Below are 21,471 nucleotides of genomic sequence, written 5' to 3'. Positions count from 1 at the left end.
TTTTTAAAAATAAAAATATTTTATGAATTAATGTATTTTTGAATTTATTTAATTTTGTCATCTAAAAATTGCTTATGCACGCCCTCCCCGACAGGAGGAGCTTAACACAAATTTTTCTTGATTAATATTGTCATGTTTTATATAACCGAAAACATCAACGTTCGGGGCGTTGATATTTTGCTCAGCCAGCCAGCCTATAAGCCTAGCAAGCCAAGCGCTTTTTATTGACTAGATAGCACTCAAAAGCGAGGGATTAGGCATGTTGCTGAAAATTGGGACAAGACTGAAAACATGTGTTGCGTTGGGGGGACTCATAATCGCAATGCCGCTATCGGTTTTTGCCGAAAACGTTGATAATGATACGGCTAAAAATACACCGCTCCTCAATCCTGTCATCGTCAAGTCACCATCAAATTCTTTAAAACTGAACAGCCCGACGATTTTGACAACTCGTAAAACGGCTGAAGATATTATTGAAAAACAGGTGGATGATGTCCATGACATTGATCGTCTCGATCCATCTATCAGTTACAATTCGGATAGCGACAGTTTCAATATTCGCGGACTTGATCAAAATCGCGTTTTGACGACAATCGACGGAATTCGTCTTCCTTGGCTTTATGATGGCTCCCGACAAGTCAAAAGCGGCATCTCTATGTTCGATTTTTCTTCGCTTTCGACATTGGATATTATCCACGGATCGGATTCCAGCCTTTATGGATCAGGCGCTTTGGGCGGAGTTGTGGCACTCCGGACGCTTGACCCGGAGGATCTTCTGACACTCGAGAAAAATTGGGCAAGCCTGACCAAAGGCAGTTACGATTCGACCGATCGTAGCTGGCGCATTAATGAAGCCTTCGCCATGCGTGCCAAACAGACATATGCCCTCTTTCAGGGAGGATACGCACGCGGCAAACAGCGCGAAAATAACGGTAACGGAGGCGGCTACGGTACAAACAGAGTAGAAAACAACCCTGCCAATTTTGATCAGGATAATTTGCTGTTCAAACTTTACCAACATATTGATGGAAGCCAGCGTTTGGGCTTCACCGCAGAACGTTTCAATCTTTCGAAAGATATCGATACATACAACCTTTCGACGACAACCTATCGTCCCGGTTCCGGTACAGAAGAAGACGAAAAACGTCGGGAACGCCTATCCATGTCGTATGACTATAATGGTGGTGGCGTTATCGATGAAGGCCACGCCATTTTATACTGGCAGCGACAGCGAAATGATGAAAAATCGGAATCTGACCGCTTATCTATCCCGAAGGGGTATTATATGCGCGACAATCTTATTCGCGATACCGATTACGGACTTAATCTCGCGGGTTTAAAAAAGTTCGACGCGGGTTCGGCTACCCATACTCTTCGGTTGGCAACCGAAGCTTCGTCTTCAAAATTTCAGCAATATGCTGCCGGTCACGATAACTGCCCCCCGCCCCCTTTCAAAGGGCCTTTTATGGCCTGTAAATTCATGCACACCAACCAATCGGATTCTCCCGATACCGACAGCGTCATATTTGGCTTATCTGTTGAAGATGAGGTCGGTATGCTTGATAACCGTTTGAGACTGACACCGGGACTGAGATATGATTGGTATGACCATCGCCCGCAAGACACTTATACTTATGAGCACTCAGCCGGTTTTAACGGTTACCCATCAAGCAACAGCGATTCTCATCTTTCGCCGAAATTGCGCCTGGAATGGGATGCAGTCCAACAGGTGACATTATATGCACAATGGGCTCAAGCCTTTCGTGCGCCCAGTGTTACAGAACTTTATCTGAACTACACCAATCCCGGCTTCTATTATACGCGCGGCAATCCTGATCTAAAACCGGAAACAAGCAATGGCTACGATATCGGAGCCCATCTCGGCGATGACAATCTCGGCGGCTCAATCAGCCTGTTTTCCAATTACTATCGCAATTTTATCGACGAGATCGATCTCGGTGCCGATCGTGATTTCATGCTGCAACGTTTAAATTATATCAATCGGGCCCATGTCCGGATTTCAGGTGTCGAAGCGAGAGGTCATATCGTTTTTTCGAGCGGCTGGCATAGCAATCTTGCAATTGCATATGCCGAAGGCAAAGACACAGATAATGATGAACACCTGAATTCAATCCCTGCGTTAAAGGGCGTTATCGGAGTTGGCTATTCGCGTGAACAATGGGGTTCCGATCTTTCACTGACAGCCGCAGGAAAACGCAATAAGGTAGAAGAAAACTCCGATTTTGCAAAAACACCCGGATATACCCTTCTTGATCTTACCGGTTGGTGGGAACCCGTTGGTAAAAAAGGTCCGCGATTGCAAGCCGGTATCTACAACTTATTCGATAAACGTTATTGGAATGCCGTTGATCTTCCATCAGCGCCATCGTCACCAAAAGATTCTTATAGCCAGCCGGGACGGACATTCAAAATATCGTTTACACAGAAATTCTAGCAGAGTGAGAAACATCGGGACAATGAATAGGAAAGATGCATCTCTCTATCAATTTTACACGCTAAATGTTCGGAAAATGTCACGAAAAGGTTGTCTGACGTTTGAAGAACAACATGGGTAAAGAGAGAGCTAAAAATAACTCAAGGCATTTTGTAATTCTGAATTCACAAATATGTCGCAGTCGCCTAAAAAACATGATAAATATTATCATGTTTAAAATTCTCGGGTAAAATTATGATGGGAACGAACACCAAAAGGCAATCGGACGGGCGACTGAAAGCGGCACCGTTAACGATTGATAGCAAAGCATTATTCGGCGCGAATAACGAAATACTTATTCTTCATGACGGGGCCACATATCGGCTGAAAATTACCCGTTTTGGTAAACTTATTCTGAATAAATAGAAGGGCGAACATTCATGGCTATGGAGAGCGAAAGAATTCTTTCTTTACGTGAAAAACACAAGGATTTGCGTGATCGGGAATTTGCCAAATCAATCGGTATTTCAGAAGCCGAACTGGTCTCGGCACTCACGACAGTCGGCAAAGCCGAACGATTGAAAGTTGATATTCCGCAATTGTTGAAAAATGCCCATAAGCTCGGAGAAATCATGGCGCTCACCCGCAATGACTATGCCGTGAGCGAGAAAAAGGGGCATTTCCAGAATGTGTTTCCCGGTAATGACGTTTCAATGACACTCGGTCAAATAGACCTTCGTATTTTTCAGAAAAATTGGAAATTTGCGTTTGTCAGAGACATGCAGGTTCATGACCGCGCGGTAAAAAGCCTTCAATTTTTCGATGCCTATGGTTCGGCAGTTTTCAAACTTTATCCGGAAATGGCAACGAATATTGACGAATGGAATAAGTTTACTGATCTTTTTAAAGTCGACGCTCCACAAGCACCTATCGAGGTTTTAGTCCCTAATCCTTCGAGCGATCATCCTCCTCATAATGCCGATATAGAAGAATTTCGCAATCGTTGGCGACAAATGACAGACGGGCACCAACTCCATGACATATTGAAGGAATTAAAAATCGGTCGCCATGAGGCCGTAAAAATCGTTGGTAGTGAATTTGCCAATGAAGTGCGATCGGATTCGGTAGAGCTTTTACTTCATGGCGCGGTAGAGAATAGTGTGCCTATTATGTGTTTTGTTGGCAATAGTGGCTGTATCCAGATATTCACCGGCACAGTCGAGAAATTGAAAAAACTCGACGACTGGTTCAATATTCTTGATGAAAAATTCCATCTTCATCTCCTCACATCCGGTATTTCACGTATCTGGCACGTCAGAAAGCCAACCAGCGACGGCTATGTAAGTTCTCTTGAAGTGTTTGATCATAATGGTGAAATGATCATCCAATTTTTTGGAAAACGAAGTGCAGGAGAACAAGAACGGGAAGATTGGCGCGCTTTGCTCGCGAGCTTGCCACCGGCACCAGAAACGGCGGTCGCATAATAACACGGCACTGACAGAACAATGAATTATTTCTCTCTTCATTCTAACTTTCGTTTTTGCTGTTTACCGCGATCTTCCGGAATACGCCGGCTCGGCGTGGTGATGTGTATATTTCTTGCTGTCACGACAACACCGCAATCTGCGAGCGCAAAAAAAGCCGATGTTTTTCCCGAAAGTGCCAAAATTATTTCTGTTGGCGGTGCCGTAACAGAAATTGTCTACGCTTTGGGTGCAGGAGAACAGCTCATCGCACGCGATACAACAAGCAGTTATCCGGATGAAGTGCAAAAATTGCCGGATGTCGGATATATGCGTAATTTATCGCCGGAGGGCATTTTATCCCTCGCACCGGACGCCATTTTACTTGATCAAGGCAGTGGGCCGGCTTCCACTGTCGAAATTCTGGAAAATGCTTCAATCCCCATGCTGGAAGTACCTGAACATTTCACGCGTGAAGGCGTCAGAGAAAAGATTGAAAAAATCGGTCAGGCATTACATAGGCAAGACAAAGCTGAAGCTTTGATAAAAGAGGTCGAGCAGGAATTTGCGAAAAATGACCAGCTTATCAAAGATCATAGTGACGCAAAGCGCGTTTTGTTTGTTCTTACCGTACAAAATGGCCGATTGATGGCTGCCGGAAAGGATACGGCTGCTGATGGTATAATCAGATTATCCGGCGCCCGGAACGCCATTGACGGCTATAATGGTTACAAGTTGCTAACAGACGAAGCGATTATTAATTCCTCCCCTGATCTGATCTTGATGATGGGGCATTCGGGCATAAGTGCAACTGTTGAAGATCTCTATAAAATACCTGCAGTAGAAACGACGCCCGCCTTTAAACACAAAGCGATAAAACAGATGGATGGCCTCTATCTCCTCGGATTCGGACCCCGTACACCACTGGCGGTTCGTGAAGTTATAGATGCGCTATATAAAAACGGACAATGACCCCGTCCCTACCCCACAATTTCCAATTGAAAATCTATGACTTGGATGAAACTTCGAAACAATAGAACAACTTTTTTTGGCTTTCGGGTGATTGTTTTATCCGTTCCCCGAAACCTTGAAAGAAGCAGCAATGATATCTGCATTTTTTAAAATCCGCCCGGTTAAAGGAGACCGCAGCCATAGAGGAAAAATGGCAATTATCTTGCTTATATTTGTTCTGCTTATAACGATATATTGCGGACTTGTAATCGGTGCCTATGATGTTTCGGTTACGAATTTTTTGACCTCGATCCGGCAATCAGGCTTGAATGAAATTATCAAGACGCGCGACTATCTTGTCCTTGTCAATATCAGACCACCGCGTGTTATTCTGGGTATGTTGATAGGTTCGGCACTGGCCGTTTCCGGTACTTTAATGCAGGGATTGTTTCGCAATCCGCTCGCCGACCCCGGCATTATGGGAGTTTCCTCGGGTGCTGCTTTGGGAGCGGTGTTGATGATCGTGGTTTCGTCTTCTCTCCCTATTCCGGCCATCAAATTTCTTGGCAGTTTTAATGTGGTAGCCGGAGCGTTTGTCGGCGGTCTTTCGTCTACTATCATACTCTATTTCATAGCAACCCGTAACAAGCAGACATCGATTGCGACAATGCTTCTTGCCGGAATAGCGCTCGGGGCATTCTGCGGCGCATTATTGGGTATTCTCATTTTTATGGCGAATGATAACCAGCTCCGTGATATTACATTCTGGAATCTCGGTTCCCTTGCCGGTGCAACATGGCCACGCGTAGCAATCGCATCTCCTTTTATCATTATCGGGTTAATTCTGGCTCCTTTCCTTGCTCGTGCAATGAATGCGCTGGCACTTAATGAAGCGGTTGCCGGACATTTGGGGTTTCCGGTACAACGCATAAAACACATAACAATTTTTGCTGTTGCATTCATGTGCGGGGGTGCCGTTGCAGTGAGTGGAAGTATCGGCTTTATCGGCATCATTGTGCCCCATATATTGCGCCTGACAATTGGCCCTGACCATCGTTACCTTATTCCATGTTCCGCACTTTTTGAGGCTTCATTGCTAATCGCTACCGACACAGTTTCGAGAATAATCGTAGCGCCGGCCGAACTGCCGATCGGCATTATTACCTCGTTAATCGGAGGACCATTTTTCTTGTGGATTCTGTTAAAAAGACGGGGAGCTCTGGAGCAATGATCGAGGTTGAAAATCTTTCACTCACTCTGGGTAAAGTCGAAATACTTCATTCTTTGACATTACAGGCGCATGCCGGACAAATAACCTCAATTATCGGAACCAACGGGTCAGGAAAAACCACGCTTGTCAAAGCGTTGAGCGGAGAACTCCGATATAGCGGCAAAATAAAATTTAATGGCGCCAATATCGCTCTGAAAAGACCCGACGAAATGGCTTTGATACGAGCCGTTCTTCCACAATCCACGGGGTTAAGCTTTCCATTTCTCGTTCGGGAAGTTGTCGAGCTCGGCCTTTCCGCCAGTTTATATTCAAGCGAAGTGAAAAAAAATTTGCCGGAAATGGCTTTGAAAAAAGTAGACCTAAGCGGCTATGAAGGGCGTTTTTATCAGGAACTATCAGGCGGCGAACAAGCACGCGTTCAGCTCGCGCGCGTTCTTTGTCAAATTTGGGAACCGGTCTTTGACGGTAACCCCTGTTGGTTACTGCTTGATGAACCGGTTGCCAGTCTCGATATCCGCCACCAACTCATTGTGATGGATATTGCACGCGACTTTGCAAAAGCTGGTGGCGGCGTTCTCACTATTTTGCACGATCTCAATCTCGCTGCACATTATAGTGACAAAATAATCGTTCTCGACCACGGCCACATCGTCAAAGAGGGAGCCCCTCGCGAAGTCCTGACGACGCAATTATTGCACGACGTATATCATTGCAAATTGACCGTCGGGAAAATTCCGGCAGAAGGAATCCCTTTTGTTCTCCCCCAATCCGCTTTTCTTTGATGAGAAAAGTTACTTTCACGGAAGAATTACCAAGAACAAATCCCGATCTAGCTGATTTTCGGCTCTCCGAGAGACATCATCAGCCGATTAGCCCAATTAAAAAAGCTAACGGCGTGAATAACATCAAAAATTTCGTCATCATCAAGACCTGCAGCGCGGAGAGCTTCGATCTCTGTTTTTCCGAAGACCGGCGGTGTTTGGCTGAGCGTGGTAGCAGCCTTAACAATAGCGTTCCAGCGCTCTCCCAAATCGGCAGATATGCCCTTATCAAGAAGCTCGTCAACATCGGCCGGTTTTTTGGAATAAACAGCCGCATGTCGGGCATGCACAGAAGCACAATAAATGCAGCCGTTAAACCGCGATGTTGCTGCGGCTGCAAGTTCCCGTTCGGCACGGGGCAAACCATCGACAGTATTGTAAAAAATATCCTTATCTGTCCTTGTTCGCGCTTCCAATATGTCGGGATCGCGTGCCAATAACCGGAAATAATTCGATTTTGCACGTGCTGGTTCAACCAAAGAGTCACGCTGGCGTTCGCTCAAACTCTTTTCCGCAACCGGTTCGATCCACGGAACCCAGTCCAGATTGTCGCGCGTAAAGACGTTGGGTCTTTTGATTTCTTTAGTCGAATTATCTGACTTTGTGTTCATTCTCGCTCAATTCCAATTGTAGAGGTGCGGTTATTAAGAAGCTTTTCAACAAAAATTGCCGTTAATCTGCGCTTTTAAAGGCAAACAGAGCTTGTAGCCCCAGAGCAAGTCTTAACTGGAAGCTTAAAAAAGCAACCAGTTGCGAAAGAGTGACGATTTCATCATTGTTCCAACCGGCTTGCTTGAGAGCTTCAAGATGGGTCGGCTCACTATCGCGTGGGTGAAAAACCAGAAGATGACTATGGCTCAATGCGGCTGCCAATTTTTCTCCCAAGGAATTTTTTAGCTCCGCACCTGCACTCCAGCTTTTTCCAACCGTATTCTCTTTTGTGAGAGGGCCATCGGGGTATCTGCCGAATGGCCCTGTGCTTTTTGCAGCGTTCGCCGCCTCTTCTATAATTTTAGCCCAATCGGGTTGTAATTCTTTCAATTCATTTTCATAAAAATTGATTGCATTATCAAAACCATGTAGTCGTGAAACAAAAGTTGCTATCGCAAAGCGATCTTTCAAAGAAAAGCCGCTATTCTTGACGTTTGAAAACAGCGCTTCATAACTCTTTTGCGCCTGATCTTTGGTAATTGGCCGACGCTTGCGTAACTCTGACGGCGAGCCAACAAGCTCGTCAATTATATCATACTGGGACATTTGTTGGTTCCTTATAGCGGACAGTCGGTAGCATATTTCATTTCAATGTGCGGCAAGGCTCAAGCCCAATGCAGGAGCAACTTCTTTTGCCGTCAGTTCTAACGATTTCAAGATCTCTTCATGAGGCGGATCAATGGAGTGGACCTGAAAAACAACATCTGTTGCGCGATTGAGCGAGGTATCTTTTTTGAGCGATGCAATAACATCTTCCGGTGTTCCAACATGTTGGTCAAACGCGACAATAAGATCTTCAAGCGAGCTCCCTTTAACATTCGTTAGTGCTTTCCCCAATCGCTCGGCGGCGCTTCTTAATCCTTTTTCAGCCAATTCGAGGGCATGCTTACGATCGCGCGATACAAATAAGCTTCGAGAAGCCATAATACGCGGTTTTACGCCTGCCGGTAATGCAGAGAGATAAGCGTCAATAATGGGGTTTTGTATTTCATCAAGCGTTGCTTCGGGATTATCCGCAGGGCGCGGTTGTGTCCTTGACAACATTAACCCGTCGCCTTTTTCGCCCGCAAGTTTGCCTCCAAAAGGTGAAAAGGTCGCCATCCAGAAACGCCGCAACAAATGCGGAGCTGCCGGATAAAGCCGGTTACCATCCAACAGATCTTCGCCGGCAAAGGCCTGACGCAACACGTTTAGATGGTGTGCATAAACTTCGCCACGTTTATCCGGATCAACGCTGAAAACTTCAAACGATTCACGTGTTCCACCTGTGCCAAATCCCAATTCCAACCGACCATTCGACAACAGGTCAAATACGGCAGCATCCTCGGCCACTCTTACCGGACTTTCCATTGGCAAAGTGATGACACCGGTACCTAGTCTTATCTTCTTTGTTTTTGCTGCAATATTGGAAAGAAAGACAAAAGGAGAAGGCAAACCACCCTCTTGAGGATGGAAATGATGCTGCGCAACCCATGCGGTTTCAAAGCCCAACTTTTCAGCATAAATTATTTGTTCTTCAGCCAACCTGTAACGCTCGCCCGCAGGTACAGCATCCAGAAGACGCGAAAAGAAGCCAAGCTTTTTTTGATTATCTGCCATTATAAAATCCATTGTCAAAAATGAAATATTTTCCGACAAAAAGCCTAAACATTTGGCACGTGACCGACAAAGAATGGATTTGCCGATTTCAGCTTGGATAAAAATTTAAATGGCATAATTTTTAAGATTGTTAGAAAATTCGTCTCAAACCTGTTCAGATAGTTTTCGTGCCGACCGAACGTCCCTTCCCTCTTTCACTATTTGAATGTTATATTTTTAATAAAAGATAATATAAAAATCATATAAAAATTTCAAAGTTGAAAATTATCTTTTAAAATTATAAATATATATAATGTTTTTATATAAAACATCAAAATAAACAATAAAAATATATTTTAATTATTATTTATTTTTAAAAATTCAGACAGCATAATACGATTTATTGTCATATGATAATGTTATCAAATTCAATTTAGAAAATACTATTTTCGGGGCACATTAAAGACAATATGCAGCATAGGGTCTTAAAATTTCCCGATCCGAATAAGCACCAGCTCCGTCTCTAATTTCAGAGGTCTCCAGCCTCTTTAGACCTCCAGCTGACGATAGAAAAATCATATTTCGCGTTAAACTTTATCGAATAATGATAAACGTGCATATCATTAAATTCATACCATTCTTTCATCAACTCCCTTTGTTGGTTTTTACTTTCTGTGAGGTTTTATGGTGTCATCTGACCATATGTGTGAGTTATCTTTTACAAAAGTTTCCGTTAAAGTTGATAAATAAAGTTAAGTAAAAACTATTTGATTTTACAAATTGATGCACTTGTAATGGTATCACTGCTCTGGAACATATAAGCGAAGTCTCCCTTCGAGAGAGGTCCGATAGCGCGGTATCTTCCTGTGAAAGATTAAAATATCATTCGCTATTTCAAGTAATAACCGTTCCACCCTCATTATTTTTAATACGCCCAACGCTAAAAGCTAAAAATACCGGAATGAGAAGAAGCGTTGTGACATGTCATCTGTCAGAATATCGTCAATCTGTTTATCTTTGTCGGCATTGGCCTTGGGGCTTTCTTCTTATATGACTGCCGGTTTGATACCTCTGATTAGCAACGACTTTGATGTTTCGATTGGCTTGGCTGCACAGTTGGTGACCGCTTTTACGCTACCCTATGGTCTTTTGTCACCGGTTCTGGTGGGAATGACGGGGCATCGTGATCTTAAAAACAACGTCTGTATTTATCTTGGTGTGTTTGTTATTGCCAATGCCGCTTGTGTGATTGTTCCGGAATTTTATTTTTTAATTCTTCTTCGCGCTATAGCGGGAGCCTCTGCCGGTGCGTTTCTTGCTTGCGGAATAACAGCATCGACCCGACTAAGCAGCAACGAGAAAAAGGGCAAATCCATTTCAACAATAATGGCGGGTATGGCCATTGGAACTGTCATTGGTGTACCCGCTTCGCTCGTTATAGCCGATCATTTCGGTTGGCGAAGCGCTATGATAATCGTAAGCATTCTTGGTGGAATCGCTTGCATCGGTTTATATCTATGTTTACCGACTTTGCCATCAACAATGATAAAATCCGAAAAATCCCGTCTGCCCTTTTATCCGAATGGCCCGTTGTGAGAGTTTTATTGATCTCTCTTTTTGCAGCAATATCGAGCTTGGGAATGTATACTTTCCTATCTCCATTCGTGAGCGCCGTAAATAAAGAGGCATATGTGACGGTTTATTTATGGTATTGGGGCTTAGGGGGCGTCTGTGGAAGTATTCTGATCGGATATTTTGTCGATGACTATGATCTGAAAAAAATCCTGTTCGTTATTCTCGGATTGCTTTTACTATCATTTATCGGTTTGGCTTTACTGTCACATATCTATCTGCCGTTGATCGCAGTGCCCCTCGTTATATGGGGTGCGGTTGGCTGGGCGCTGCAAGTCCCCCAGAACAACGAGCTATTAAAAATCAGAGAGGATAAAGGCGATGGTAATCTGGCGGTCGGTTTAAACCAGTCATCCGTGTATCTCGGAGGGTCGATCGGCTCGTTAGTTGGTGGCGTTCTTGTTTCGTACGGGGTTAATCCGGCAGCACTACCCGCTTATTTTATGCTACCTATCATTATTGCTCTTGTTCTTCTATGGACGAGTAAAACTAAGTCTTCTGTCGACGGATAGTACCAAACGTCAGAGCGCGCCCGGGCTTTATTCCCTGTTGCTTTATCATTTTGAATAACCGCGCTTTTAACTGATACTTTATCAGAACGGCGCGGTTTCAAAAATTCTCACAAATAAACACGTTATCTAAGTCCATTCTTTTTCAATCCGTAAAATCACCGCACACCGCGCCATGGTTTTCTCTCAAGGAAAAGATGCAACGGGCAAAAACTTATTGTTAGCAACATTCATTTAAAAATAAGCCGGATCGATTTTGGCAAAGCCGGTCACTGTTTTTTATCAATCAAGGGCTCATTGGCTTCGCCAGATATAACGCGTGGAATTAACGGTGTGGAGTGGCATTAACACGCGCTCCGTAAACTGTTGTTGGTTGATATGACAAAGGGCTCCGCGGCAAGCAGGTAATCAACGAAAGAATGAGTATTCTTTCCGCCATCCTGTCACGTAAGCACTGTTGAACCGAAAATTCGGGAGATAAGCTTAATCACAACAGACTATATACGGGTTAGATGAATTTTCTCGACTTGAAGTCCGTTGAAAACAGGCAGAATGGGAAAAGTGAGAGCGACAACTGAAAATTAATTCAAGATCATAAATCAGCAGTTACTCGCAGCAAAAATCACGATATAAAAATCCCGACATATAAGTAAATATTCTGCTAATTTCTTAGTTTTCAATAGTACGGCGGCCGTCTAAGACCCTCTGCTTCCGAAATCTGTCAAAAATTCAGATTGGATTACCAGAAATCACATCCGGAATATTTTTTGAGAATAAAAACAATTTATGCCATGATCTCTATCATTATTGTTTAACTTACGCGATTTTTGAAAAAGTTGACAATGTAATCAATACGATCGACTTTGTCATAAAATCGACATGTCTCGTCCCATCCGTCAATCTTAAAATCCACATCCTTATCCTCCCCCCTCAACACTATAATGCCTTTTTCGTGGTCTGACGACGCAACATTATCATTATTGAATAAGGGAGCGAGATCATTTGCGTCTTTGAAGCGTGTTATTAGATCTTTGTTACAATCAGCGCTATCAGTCGGTGAAGATGATATCCGCCAACCGTTTTCAACCCCATGGAGATAGACTCCTTTTTCTATTTCCAGACCTCCATCCTCAAAATCGTTTTTCGGTCTTTGATCAAGAAGGTTACATGGTAAAAATTCTATTTTTTTACCCGCTCCTATTAATTTCTTTGCAACACAAAACAGAAAAGGGTTCCAATATACTTTTACCTTATGTTTAAAATATACATTGCTAGTAAATATATGTCCATATATTTCCTCTTTCAACAATTTATACTTCGATTCCTTCGGTATAAAAAAATTTGAATATTTTACTAAATAATATCTCCAGAAAAATTTTCTATATTTTTCGCAATATTCAAGCCAGTTGTCTCTTTTAACTTCAAGTATATTTTTTAACGTTTCTTCTATTTTTTGTTTATCAAGATCTTCTTGATAAAGAAAATCCTGTTCTGCAATATAGTTGCATAATTTTGTGACTGCTCGCCGACATTTTATCCGCTGATTGTATAAGCTTCTATTAAAAATTGAATTCCAGGTAGACTGCTTATGAGGGATGTCCTGTAAAGCTCCATAGGTAAAATATGATCCCGTTGGCAATGCATAATCATCCTCACACAATAACGAATTCTTTAGTAGCTCACTTTCGGAATTTTCTGCAAATTGGCTGAAAAGTTTATCTCCTGCCTCGATAATTTTGGGATCAAAGCAAATGAACTTTTCCGGTTCCTTCCTTACACTCTTTTCCGCCTGTTCATGCCCTTCTGTTTCCTGCTGTTCACACAGAGAAAATGCGCCTAAATTACCACGAAAAAATTCATGATTTTCAAGCCGGTTCAGTGCGTTCAGAAATTTTTTATCGCCCTTATGTTGTCGGCGAAGTTTCTGTTTTACCGCTTCTTCATTTATTTGATAAACATTGAAATTGGTGTCCTTGATCCATTCGTTTTCATTGTCAACTTGGTTCCTTGGAACAAGGCTCAACAGATCGGGTGAAACACTATCATCTCTTTCACTTGAACGATCAGTTAAAATAATTTTCACCAGTTCACGTAATTGATCCGCATAGTTTTCATATCGAAGTTCAGAGGCTGAATTCTCAAGAAGATTGCGAATGGGACGCAGCGCCTCCCGCATCGTTATTATATCATTCTCATTAATCGCCAACTTCGCATCCTTATCATGAGAAATTTTTCTCCATATTAATAATAGAAATGCAAATAAAAGAAGTTGGTAATAAATTGTTTCATCATTTTTATTTCTTATTAAATTACTAAATATATTTACATTTTTTTCTTCATCTATGTTATATAGAGCAATTTTTAAAGACGATCCGCCGTTTTCGTCTTCATCTTTAATATTCATCTTTTTTTTATAAAAAATTTCTTTTAATATCTTGTCTATTTCATCGTTACCAAGGTCATTTATTCCGTCGAGTAAACGTTTTAACCCGTCAATATTATTACCGTCTATATCCGACAAAAAAGATTTTGTTTCTACCACATGTCTAAATATCTCGAACAATTTCATGGTTCGGAAATCGTCTGGCGAATCTATTGCTTTATTATCTTCAGAAGGTAATTCCTGTTCAGCCAAGAGATATAAAATGGTGCCGATATAACGCAAAAAACGCGCAAATGCTTTGTCGCATAAAATCGCTTCATCATTTTCGTCGACGTTACCGTCTGAACGAGTTTTGCCGGCGTTACCGCGTTGACGAACATTATCCCAAAAAACTTGTATCCATGTCGTATCAAAACATCTTTCGATCTCGTCCAATGGCGTTTTGGTTGCCAGTTCTCCTTTGGAGGATTTTTCTCTCAGCAGTTCCGCAAATTTTGCTTTGAAATTTTCAAATTCGGTCAGCTGTTTGCCGCGCGCGTTCATCTTTATGTATAGCTCATCGCTTGACAAAGACAGGTCTTGCAATGGCTTATAAAAAAATGTGATAAGCGGTGGCTCGTCAGTTAATATTTTCCAAAGATCCGGAATATCGCTAAATCTCTTATGGATCGCATCCAGCATGACCAGCATACCGGATATTGATTGATCCAATTCCCATCTGGAAACATACCAGCGAGCATTTTTAATAATTGACGAAATATCGTTGCCGTCGGAAAGCTGTTCCGATGAAAAAACGACTTCATTATTAAGCTTTTTAATAAATACCCTCGTGCTTTCACGAATTTCATAACCAAAGCGGTTAAAAAATTCCTTTTCCTCGGCTAATTTTTCCGCTTTTACTGCCGCATACCAGTGCAACAAATACAATGTAGTCAGCCGTTGTTGCCCATCAAATGGCTTGAAAAATCCTTCATCTTCCTCCCCATAGATAAAATCGAGATGTAGCGGTTTTTTATCTTTACACGCCTTATAAAGTGCATCCAGAAAGTCGTGGCGAATAGACTTCACTTTTTCGGTAAGACGTCCTTGCGCATAATCACGTTGTATCATCGGGATAACAACTTCAGTTTCTTGCAAAAGTTGATAAAAGCTTTGAACCTTGCCACTCCCCATTATTTTCATCCCAATAAGTACGTTAGTTTTTCTTTGATGTCACCGAGGTATGCTTTGCGATCGTTCGCTGTCCAATATAGATGATCTTGTTCTTCCATGCTAAACAGGCGCAAGAATACAGCTTGTGTAGCGGGTGGAATGAAATTGCCTTGTTTCATTTCTTCAATAATTTTGTTCTGTTTGACACGAAAAATCGAATTGTTCAGAACACTGTTTGCCGAACCGTCAAGAAGCGCGAGGTTCGACAGCTCGTGTAAGTCCTTGATGCCATAGACATCATTGATTTTTTCCACTATCTCATTCGACAGCCTCAAAAACTCATTTCCCAGGTCTGACGATTTTGACTGCTCGGGACGTTCGAGCTTATCGATCAATTCATTCACGCGCCCGATCAGTTCGTTTTTCTTGTTTTCCTCAATCTGAACACGACTGTCCAACACTCCCCGATGGCTTTTTAACCAAATCAACCATTGTTCTTTTGTGTTGAGTCCCTCAACATTTTGCGCGTTGATGTGCTCTATTGTCCATTTCTTTTGATGATGGGCCGAGAAGTCATATCGGTGCTTTGTGCCGGTTGTTTTCATACTTCTCACATATTCTACATTGTATAAAAACAGGAGCCTTTCGCATCCCGGTTCATTGGTATCGTAAGTATATTCCAGAGCTGTATCCAAATCCCGATAAAAACTTGCGATATAACCTTTAACTTCTTCCTTTAACTCGTCTTTTTTCAGATCTTTAAATTTCGAAAACAGGCCAGGATTCATTCGTTTTTCAGCAAATAAATAACCAATCCAATGATAAAGGTCATTATCGTCATACCAGGTTTGTAACTTCCATAGATCAAGCTGGATTGATTCCCATATCTGCTTTACATTATTAGTAGAAAAATTATTCTTTTTAGCTTCTTTCAATTCGTTTTCGAGTTTTATAAAAGGAGGAAGATTTCTATCTCGATCGCTATTTTCGGTATTATCTTCATCTTTATTTTCAGTATTATCTTTTTTGTTTTTTTGGGAAAAATGAAAATCCAGAAGAAAATCTATGCGCGTTTGGTAACGTTCGTCTTCAAAGCTCTTGTTTCGTTGATCTTTAACATTCGACGAACAGTCATTTTCCGAAAAACCGAGAAAGCCCCAGAATTCCGGTTTTCGCAACTCATATTCGAGGTTATCCCACCCAATGCTAATCAAGCCACGTTCCGTTTCGATATCCGGCAAGTTTTGATTATCGTCTTTGTTATCCTTCGATTTGTAATAAGCAGGATTGAGGAGTGCTGCGCGGCTTAGCTCGGCATTTGTCAAGGGAATTTTTCCGCTATTCAAACGTGTAAATGCAGCTATTTCACCACCAGAGTCGCTATTATCAATTACGTACCAAAGTACTTTTACCTGATTAGCAAATATCCTGTAGAATTCTATCCAATTGATGCCTTTCTTATTCATCTTATAAAGATATTGTTTTATTTTATCGTAAGCCTTATAGAGAAAATATAAATCGATACTATCGCATTCCTTTTCGGTCGGTTTTATACCTTCGGTCGGTTTTATACCCTTTGCTATACGTTTTAAAAATTCATCACTTTCTTCACGTGTATTAATGGTTAATGTATAGTTAATAAATTTGTTTTTATTAATATTGCGACGTGATTCGTCGTTTTTTATCGTGATATCATTGGAAAAAAGGTAATCAATATTTTTTGTAACATAGTTGTTCGACGGATTTAACAGAACTGCGTTTAGTAAAAGCACTGTTGTTAAACGTTGTTGCCCGTCAACAATGTTTATTTCGGGTTCGTTTTCTTTTTCATCATTACCTGTTCCCTCGTTATAGTTCTCCATAACTACAACAGGTTGAAGAAAATAGATTTTATTTTCTTTTCCATTCTTGAATTTTTCGTAAAACTCGAAAATATCATTTAAAAAATCATAAATTTGCTGGTCATTCCATCGATAGCCACGTTGATAACCCGGAATAATAAAATTTCCCTCCAGTTCAATGAGAGCGCGTAATTCACCGCTGTTTCCAGATGATCGTTTGGAATGTTTGTGGTCTATAATTCCAGTGTTTTGCTCTGTATGCATATTGAATTTCTGACAATTTTTAACAGATTAAAAATATGATCGAGATTTATATTGTTTTGTCTCGCTACGCAATTACTCCAAAAAAAATTACGCAAAAATTTTCGAATTATAATTCTATATATTATCCGTAAGCGATTTTTATCATTTATTTTTAATTTACATTAAATTTTATTTTTTATGTTTAAAATTAAAATATAATATTAATATTTATAAATTTTCGTATATATGTTCTATATTCAACAAATTAAAAAAACTAATTAAGTTTTTACCAGAATAATTATCTATATTTTTAATATCTGATAAAATCGAATGGAGTTTCCATTAAAAAATTAAATTAAAACGCATTTTTCGAATAAATTTAATTCTTGTGTCCTACTCGCGGGGTAATATCCTGCTTATTGATTTTTCATACTTTTAATTAAAATTAAACAAGCTCACTTTTGGAAGTGAGTTGACATTGATGAAAATTCCCCTGCTAATCTTGGAATTCAATCAGGAGAAAGAATGATTAATAATTTAATTTCCTAACATGCAGTGAAGAGTTTTTAAAAAAAGTATGGCTGATTATTATTTACAGCACCGAAAAAAGCCATTAGCAGAAAACAAGCTGTGTTCCGTTCTCTTCACCAAAACTGGTTGATTTCGTAACAATAGATCAATAGCTGCAAATCACGGCAAACAACAGCATTCGAAAAATGTTCTATTTTCGTTACGCACCTCTTCTGGTTTCTATTCCGTATGAAATCCTCTAATGGTAGGAGGTTCGAGTTCCCCTATTTATCTGTTCTTCCAGACTGTCCGTCGATATCGGCAATTGTTGCAAAAGAAAATCCGGAGAAATTCCGGCTCTTAAATGCGGATAACAATCGATAATAAAAACAGCATGGGGAGCCAAGAGACAAAGAGATGATTTTGCGGGTAATAAATGCAATGTAGTACTCATATGATAAATTTGATCTTTGTCCCAATTTTTATGTCTGGCGGATAAATGTTTTCCGGCTTGACGGATTTAAATAGAGTCCCCGACGTAAAGCACCGCTTGATTGCATCACCGCTTTTATCCTTATGTGATGAAAATTCGAACCGGTTACCGCCAAAAATAAGAAAATAAGTGCCGATTAAATTCCATTTCAAGATGAACAAAGCGATGCCATTTTATAAATTCATTATAAATTTTATTGCGGGTCGATGCCTGTGGAACGTTCTTAAGCCAACTGCACGGACCGAATAAGAAATGGCCTCAACGTGTAATGGAATGGGTTGGCGGTTCTCTGTTCGCTATTTATGGAGCGGGTGCTAACACTCTTTACCATAGTCTTGATAAATTCGATCTGATTGATAGCTCGTAGGTTGTCCCCGAAAAAAACTTGTCCTTGCCGGTTTTTTGTACGGCGCCTTGGGCGTGTCGGCGATTAATTGGTGCATTACGTTTATACGACGGCAGCAAAGCCCCAAATGATTATTGTCTTTTTTTTGGGCGATGAAATGGGGTATATATAAGCTATCAAATAGCTTAACTTATTGATTTAATTGTCGTTTTTATCGAATTATGGCGGAGAAGAAGGGATTCGAACCCTCGAGAGCCTTTTGAGCTCTACTCCCTTAGCAGGGGAGCGCCTTCGACCACTCGGCCACCTCTCCGAGAGCAGCCAATAAACATTCTTTCACGGAAGTTCAAGCGATTTTCTCAAAAAATCCTTTTTTATACATAATATATAATAATGAAGGTTCCGCTGCCTCCTCCAAGTTCGTTCGAACAGAGGAGATCATTTGAACAAAAGACAGTGAGAAAATCCCGTTTTCACGACAAGCCTCCGTTGCAGGAAGTTAGATTTATAAAACTTTTTGGCTACCGATAAATCGCATAGTGTTGCTCAGGCATAACCAAACTGGCCTCTTTTTGATTAAGAGCGACAGCGACTCAAAAAATGGTTTATCACCGGTCAAAGTTTTGGGTTAAAGTTAATTTAACACAAAAAATATGGTTAATAATCCACAAACAAATCATCTGAACCCCTATTTTTTTGTGTCATTTTTGCAACAAGGTGCAACGATACTCGCTTCAAAACCCCGCTTTTCCCTTTTTCACGGTTGAATCAAAAATATCGTCGGGTATGTTCGATTCATGAAGAAGGAGCGCTCGCGTGCGACTTTTTCGGTTAAGGGGATCGGGATTCAAACTTTCTGAACTTCGTGAACCCGACCCAATTTTAACTTTGACTGGAGGTCAGATATGAACATTAAGAGCCTTCTTCTCGGCTCCGCTGCAGCTCTCATTGCAGTTTCTGGCGCTCGTGCAGCCGACGTAGTCGTTGCAGAGCCGGAACCCGTTGAATATGTACGCGTCTGTGACGCTTATGGTGAGGGATATTTCTATATTCCTGGTACTGAAACTTGCATGCGCATTTCCGGTTATGTCCGTGCCGACATTGCGGGCGGTGACAATGTCTATGCCCGTAAGCGTGGTGACATCGATCGTGATACTTACGCTTGGCGTACACGTGCAACACTTCGTTTCCACACAGCATCTGAAACAGAACTTGGCACATTGCGCACATTCGTTGAATTGCGTTCACAATGGGACGAAGGTGCAGAATATGACCACAAAGGCGATTCCGCTAGTGGACAGCTCCGCTTTGCATTCATCGAACTCGGTGGCATCCGCGTAGGTCTTGATGAATCCATTTTCAGCCATTGGACAGGTTATTATGGTAATGTCATTAATGATGACATCCTGACCCCGATGGCTTACACACGTACCAATGTTATCAGCTACACATTCAATGCAGGAAATGGTTTCTCCGCTATCTTGGGTGTTGAACAGGGTAACGACGACATTGATAACAATAACGAAGATGGTGGGTTCGGTTACACCTATTATCGTGATATAAATGATACTATTAAAGGTAAAGAGCACAAACTCAGTGGTAAAATTGACGACTACACACCGAATGTTGTTGGTGGTTTGAAATACGTCCAAGGCTGGGGTGGCGTTTCTGTCGTTGGTGCATATGATGCCTATTATGAAGAATGGGCTGCCAAAGCTCGTTTGGATTTGAACGTTACCGATCAGTGGAGCGTTTGGGTCATGGGTGGATACAAATCTGCTGATGATACTTATCGTGAAGATGATACATATGGCGTTCGTCGTTACACCAATTCCGCCGGTGCTCTGGGCTTCAAGAATGGTGTTTATCGCCAAGTCAACTCAATCTATGGCGATTGGGGTGGTGATTGGGCTGTTTGGGGTGGTACAACCTTCAAGTTCAATAAGAAGACAAGCTTCAATGCCCAGGTTGCCTATGACGATACAGATACTTTCGCTGCATCTGTTAACGTGAAGTATGAATTGGTACCGGGTCTCGTCATTACTCCTGAATTAACCTATATCTCTTGGGAAAATGACTACAGCATCCGTAACGCGGCCAACACTGAAAAGCTCGTTGACTCTATGAAAGGTCAGGATGCTTTCCAGGGTATGCTTCGTATCCAACGTTCGTTCTAATTCCTGAATGAATTAAATATAAGAACCGGTGGTTTTACCACCGGTTTTTTTATGACACAAAATAATTTTAGTTTTGTATCAAAAAACCAATTAAATCGGGTCAATAATCGGATTGGCGTATTAAATCGCATTCGATGATTCTGACAGTGAGTAGGACAAGCCTGTTATGGAAAAACACAGTTTGAATGCCCTTCCTTCAACCAAGTTGTTTTTCAAGAATTTTTGCAATGGGTTTTAAGATATTTTGCGTGGTTTTGTTCCTCATTTCCGATCTTCTACCGATGAGATTCAATGCTGAGTTTGAATTTTCTCATTTATCGACACCCCCAACCATTTACGCCTGATCATATTCAAATTGTGATAGAAATAACCACCGTGATGTCGATGACCACCTTTCGATGTTAAAGAAAACCGAGAGTATCATCGCGCCTCAATAATGAATTGCCAGATCGTTCATTTCACATTTGAAGAAGCGGAAAATTTTTCTTAATGTCTGGCATGTATAGCGCAAATAAATTCACTCCGATAATCTAACCGATAAGCTCATTATGAAAATAACTAACGCACAAGGTTTTCATTCATAATCATTATTTTTTATATAAAATTTATTTTATATTTTTTTATTTTAATTTTTAAATCTATATTATTTTTAATTTTTAAATGCAATAAAATTAACGAATAAAAATTCATTTTTTAATTATAAATAAACGTTTTATATATATTTCATAAAATATATTATTTCATTATAATGTTTTAATAATGAATATTTGATATTTCATTATATATTTTATATAAATTGATATTTAAAAAATGAATATCATTCGTTGCAATATGCCATTGCCGAAAAACAACTTCAATTTTCAAAATTCCGGATTAAAATCATAGGCATAACGATTTATTGATATCTACGGTAGAACCTTTTTATGCTAGTCGTTTTTTATGCTAGTCGTTTTAGAACGCTTTGGTGCATGTCGCCCGCTGTAACTGGATTGGATT

General features: G+C 41.0%; 14 protein-coding genes and 1 tRNA gene. 9 read left to right on the top strand and 6 right to left on the bottom strand.

All coding sequences use genetic code 11. The features are described 5' to 3' along the window. Positions 1-259: 259 nt before the first annotated feature. From H3S83_RS05225 to H3S83_RS05200, 6 genes are all read left to right on the top strand, one after another. Complete coding sequence (locus tag H3S83_RS05225) at positions 260-2,455, top strand: TonB-dependent hemoglobin/transferrin/lactoferrin family receptor (RefSeq protein WP_198239109.1); 2,196 nt, start codon at positions 260-262, stop codon at positions 2,453-2,455. Between the two features lie 234 nt (positions 2,456-2,689). Further along, positions 2,690-2,860, top strand: a complete 171-nt coding sequence (gene hemP, locus H3S83_RS05220; RefSeq protein ID WP_198237851.1) for a hemin uptake protein HemP — start codon at positions 2,690-2,692, stop codon at positions 2,858-2,860. A 14-nt stretch (positions 2,861-2,874) separates the two neighbouring features. After that, positions 2,875-3,918, top strand: a complete 1,044-nt coding sequence (locus H3S83_RS05215; RefSeq protein WP_198239108.1) for a hemin-degrading factor — start codon at positions 2,875-2,877, stop codon at positions 3,916-3,918. 102 nt (positions 3,919-4,020) lie between these two features. After that, complete coding sequence (locus H3S83_RS05210) at positions 4,021-4,869, top strand: hemin ABC transporter substrate-binding protein (RefSeq protein ID WP_246741715.1); 849 nt, start codon at positions 4,021-4,023, stop codon at positions 4,867-4,869. Between the two features lie 130 nt (positions 4,870-4,999). Next, positions 5,000-6,079, top strand: a complete 1,080-nt coding sequence (locus H3S83_RS05205) for an iron ABC transporter permease (RefSeq protein WP_198239106.1) — start codon at positions 5,000-5,002, stop codon at positions 6,077-6,079. After that, positions 6,076-6,861 carry a heme ABC transporter ATP-binding protein gene (locus tag H3S83_RS05200; protein ID WP_198239105.1) on the top strand — a complete coding sequence of 262 codons (786 nt, stop codon included), beginning with the start codon at positions 6,076-6,078 and terminating at the stop codon, positions 6,859-6,861. Before H3S83_RS05205 ends, H3S83_RS05200 begins: the two co-directional genes overlap by 4 nt. Positions 6,862-6,908: 47 nt before the next feature. Here H3S83_RS05200 and H3S83_RS05195 read toward each other — a convergent pair whose 3' ends face one another. The 3 genes from H3S83_RS05195 to H3S83_RS05185 all read right to left on the bottom strand — a co-directional run bounded on the left by H3S83_RS05195 (position 6,909) and on the right by H3S83_RS05185 (position 9,210). After that, positions 6,909-7,511: an alkylhydroperoxidase domain protein gene (locus tag H3S83_RS05195; RefSeq protein WP_198239104.1), complete on the bottom strand. Its 603-nt coding sequence runs from the start codon at positions 7,509-7,511 to the stop codon at positions 6,909-6,911. A gap of 61 nt (positions 7,512-7,572) precedes the next feature. Continuing rightward, positions 7,573-8,157, bottom strand: a complete 585-nt coding sequence (locus tag H3S83_RS05190; protein ID WP_198239103.1) for a CMD domain protein — start codon at positions 8,155-8,157, stop codon at positions 7,573-7,575. Positions 8,158-8,199: 42 nt separating this feature from the next. Continuing rightward, positions 8,200-9,210 (bottom strand): putative FMN-dependent luciferase-like monooxygenase, encoded by a 1,011-nt coding sequence (locus H3S83_RS05185; RefSeq protein WP_198239102.1) that lies wholly within the window; start codon positions 9,208-9,210, stop codon positions 8,200-8,202. A gap of 960 nt (positions 9,211-10,170) precedes the next feature. Here H3S83_RS05185 and H3S83_RS05180 point away from each other — a divergent pair. Next, a complete protein-coding gene (locus H3S83_RS05180) occupies positions 10,171-10,785 on the top strand; it encodes an MFS transporter (RefSeq protein ID WP_198239101.1) in 615 nt (204 codons plus the stop codon). After that, positions 10,707-11,333: an MFS transporter gene (locus H3S83_RS05175; protein WP_198239100.1), complete on the top strand. Its 627-nt coding sequence runs from the start codon at positions 10,707-10,709 to the stop codon at positions 11,331-11,333. The genes H3S83_RS05180 and H3S83_RS05175 overlap by 79 nt, the downstream gene beginning before the upstream one ends. 808 nt (positions 11,334-12,141) lie before the next feature. On the opposite strand, the gene H3S83_RS05170 is transcribed toward H3S83_RS05175, so the two are convergent. The 3 genes from H3S83_RS05170 to H3S83_RS05160 all read right to left on the bottom strand — a co-directional run bounded on the left by H3S83_RS05170 (position 12,142) and on the right by H3S83_RS05160 (position 18,611). After that, on the bottom strand, positions 12,142-14,886 hold the full coding sequence (locus tag H3S83_RS05170; RefSeq protein ID WP_198239099.1) for a DUF262 domain-containing protein: 2,745 nt from the start codon (positions 14,884-14,886) through the stop codon (positions 12,142-12,144). Positions 14,887-14,891: 5 nt separating this feature from the next. Further along, a complete protein-coding gene (locus H3S83_RS05165) occupies positions 14,892-16,970 on the bottom strand; it encodes a DUF262 domain-containing protein (RefSeq protein WP_198239098.1) in 2,079 nt (692 codons plus the stop codon). A gap of 1,550 nt (positions 16,971-18,520) precedes the next feature. Next, positions 18,521-18,611, bottom strand: a tRNA-Ser gene (locus tag H3S83_RS05160). Between the two features lie 592 nt (positions 18,612-19,203). Here H3S83_RS05160 and H3S83_RS05155 point away from each other — a divergent pair. Further along, entirely contained in the window at positions 19,204-20,475 is a 1,272-nt protein-coding gene (locus tag H3S83_RS05155) for a porin (RefSeq protein WP_198239097.1), read from the top strand. The last annotated feature ends 996 nt before the right edge of the window (positions 20,476-21,471 follow it).

This window comes from Bartonella sp. W8122 (assembly GCF_016102485.1).
GTDB classification, from domain to species: domain Bacteria; phylum Pseudomonadota; class Alphaproteobacteria; order Rhizobiales; family Rhizobiaceae; genus Bartonella; species Bartonella apihabitans.
This window is presented reverse-complemented; position numbering and strand designations above follow the sequence as displayed.

What these genes read in the sequence shown, in the direction of transcription:
- H3S83_RS05170 (WP_198239099.1), bottom strand. Translation starts at nt 14,886, where the DNA reads ATGGGGAGTGGCAAGGTTCAAAGCTTTTATCAACTTTTGCAAGAAACT.
- hemP (WP_198237851.1), top strand. Translation starts at nt 2,690, where the DNA reads ATGATGGGAACGAACACCAAAAGGCAATCGGACGGGCGACTGAAAGCG.
- H3S83_RS05175 (WP_198239100.1), top strand. Translation starts at nt 10,707, where the DNA reads ATGTTTACCGACTTTGCCATCAACAATGATAAAATCCGAAAAATCCCG.
- H3S83_RS05180 (WP_198239101.1), top strand. Translation starts at nt 10,171, where the DNA reads ATGTCATCTGTCAGAATATCGTCAATCTGTTTATCTTTGTCGGCATTG.
- H3S83_RS05200 (WP_198239105.1), top strand. Translation starts at nt 6,076, where the DNA reads ATGATCGAGGTTGAAAATCTTTCACTCACTCTGGGTAAAGTCGAAATA.
- H3S83_RS05190 (WP_198239103.1), bottom strand. Translation starts at nt 8,157, where the DNA reads ATGTCCCAGTATGATATAATTGACGAGCTTGTTGGCTCGCCGTCAGAG.
- H3S83_RS05205 (WP_198239106.1), top strand. Translation starts at nt 5,000, where the DNA reads ATGATATCTGCATTTTTTAAAATCCGCCCGGTTAAAGGAGACCGCAGC.
- H3S83_RS05195 (WP_198239104.1), bottom strand. Translation starts at nt 7,511, where the DNA reads ATGAACACAAAGTCAGATAATTCGACTAAAGAAATCAAAAGACCCAAC.
- H3S83_RS05155 (WP_198239097.1), top strand. Translation starts at nt 19,204, where the DNA reads ATGAACATTAAGAGCCTTCTTCTCGGCTCCGCTGCAGCTCTCATTGCA.
- H3S83_RS05210 (WP_246741715.1), top strand. Translation starts at nt 4,021, where the DNA reads ATGTGTATATTTCTTGCTGTCACGACAACACCGCAATCTGCGAGCGCA.
- H3S83_RS05185 (WP_198239102.1), bottom strand. Translation starts at nt 9,210, where the DNA reads ATGGCAGATAATCAAAAAAAGCTTGGCTTCTTTTCGCGTCTTCTGGAT.
- H3S83_RS05165 (WP_198239098.1), bottom strand. Translation starts at nt 16,970, where the DNA reads ATGCATACAGAGCAAAACACTGGAATTATAGACCACAAACATTCCAAA.
- H3S83_RS05225 (WP_198239109.1), top strand. Translation starts at nt 260, where the DNA reads ATGTTGCTGAAAATTGGGACAAGACTGAAAACATGTGTTGCGTTGGGG.
- H3S83_RS05215 (WP_198239108.1), top strand. Translation starts at nt 2,875, where the DNA reads ATGGCTATGGAGAGCGAAAGAATTCTTTCTTTACGTGAAAAACACAAG.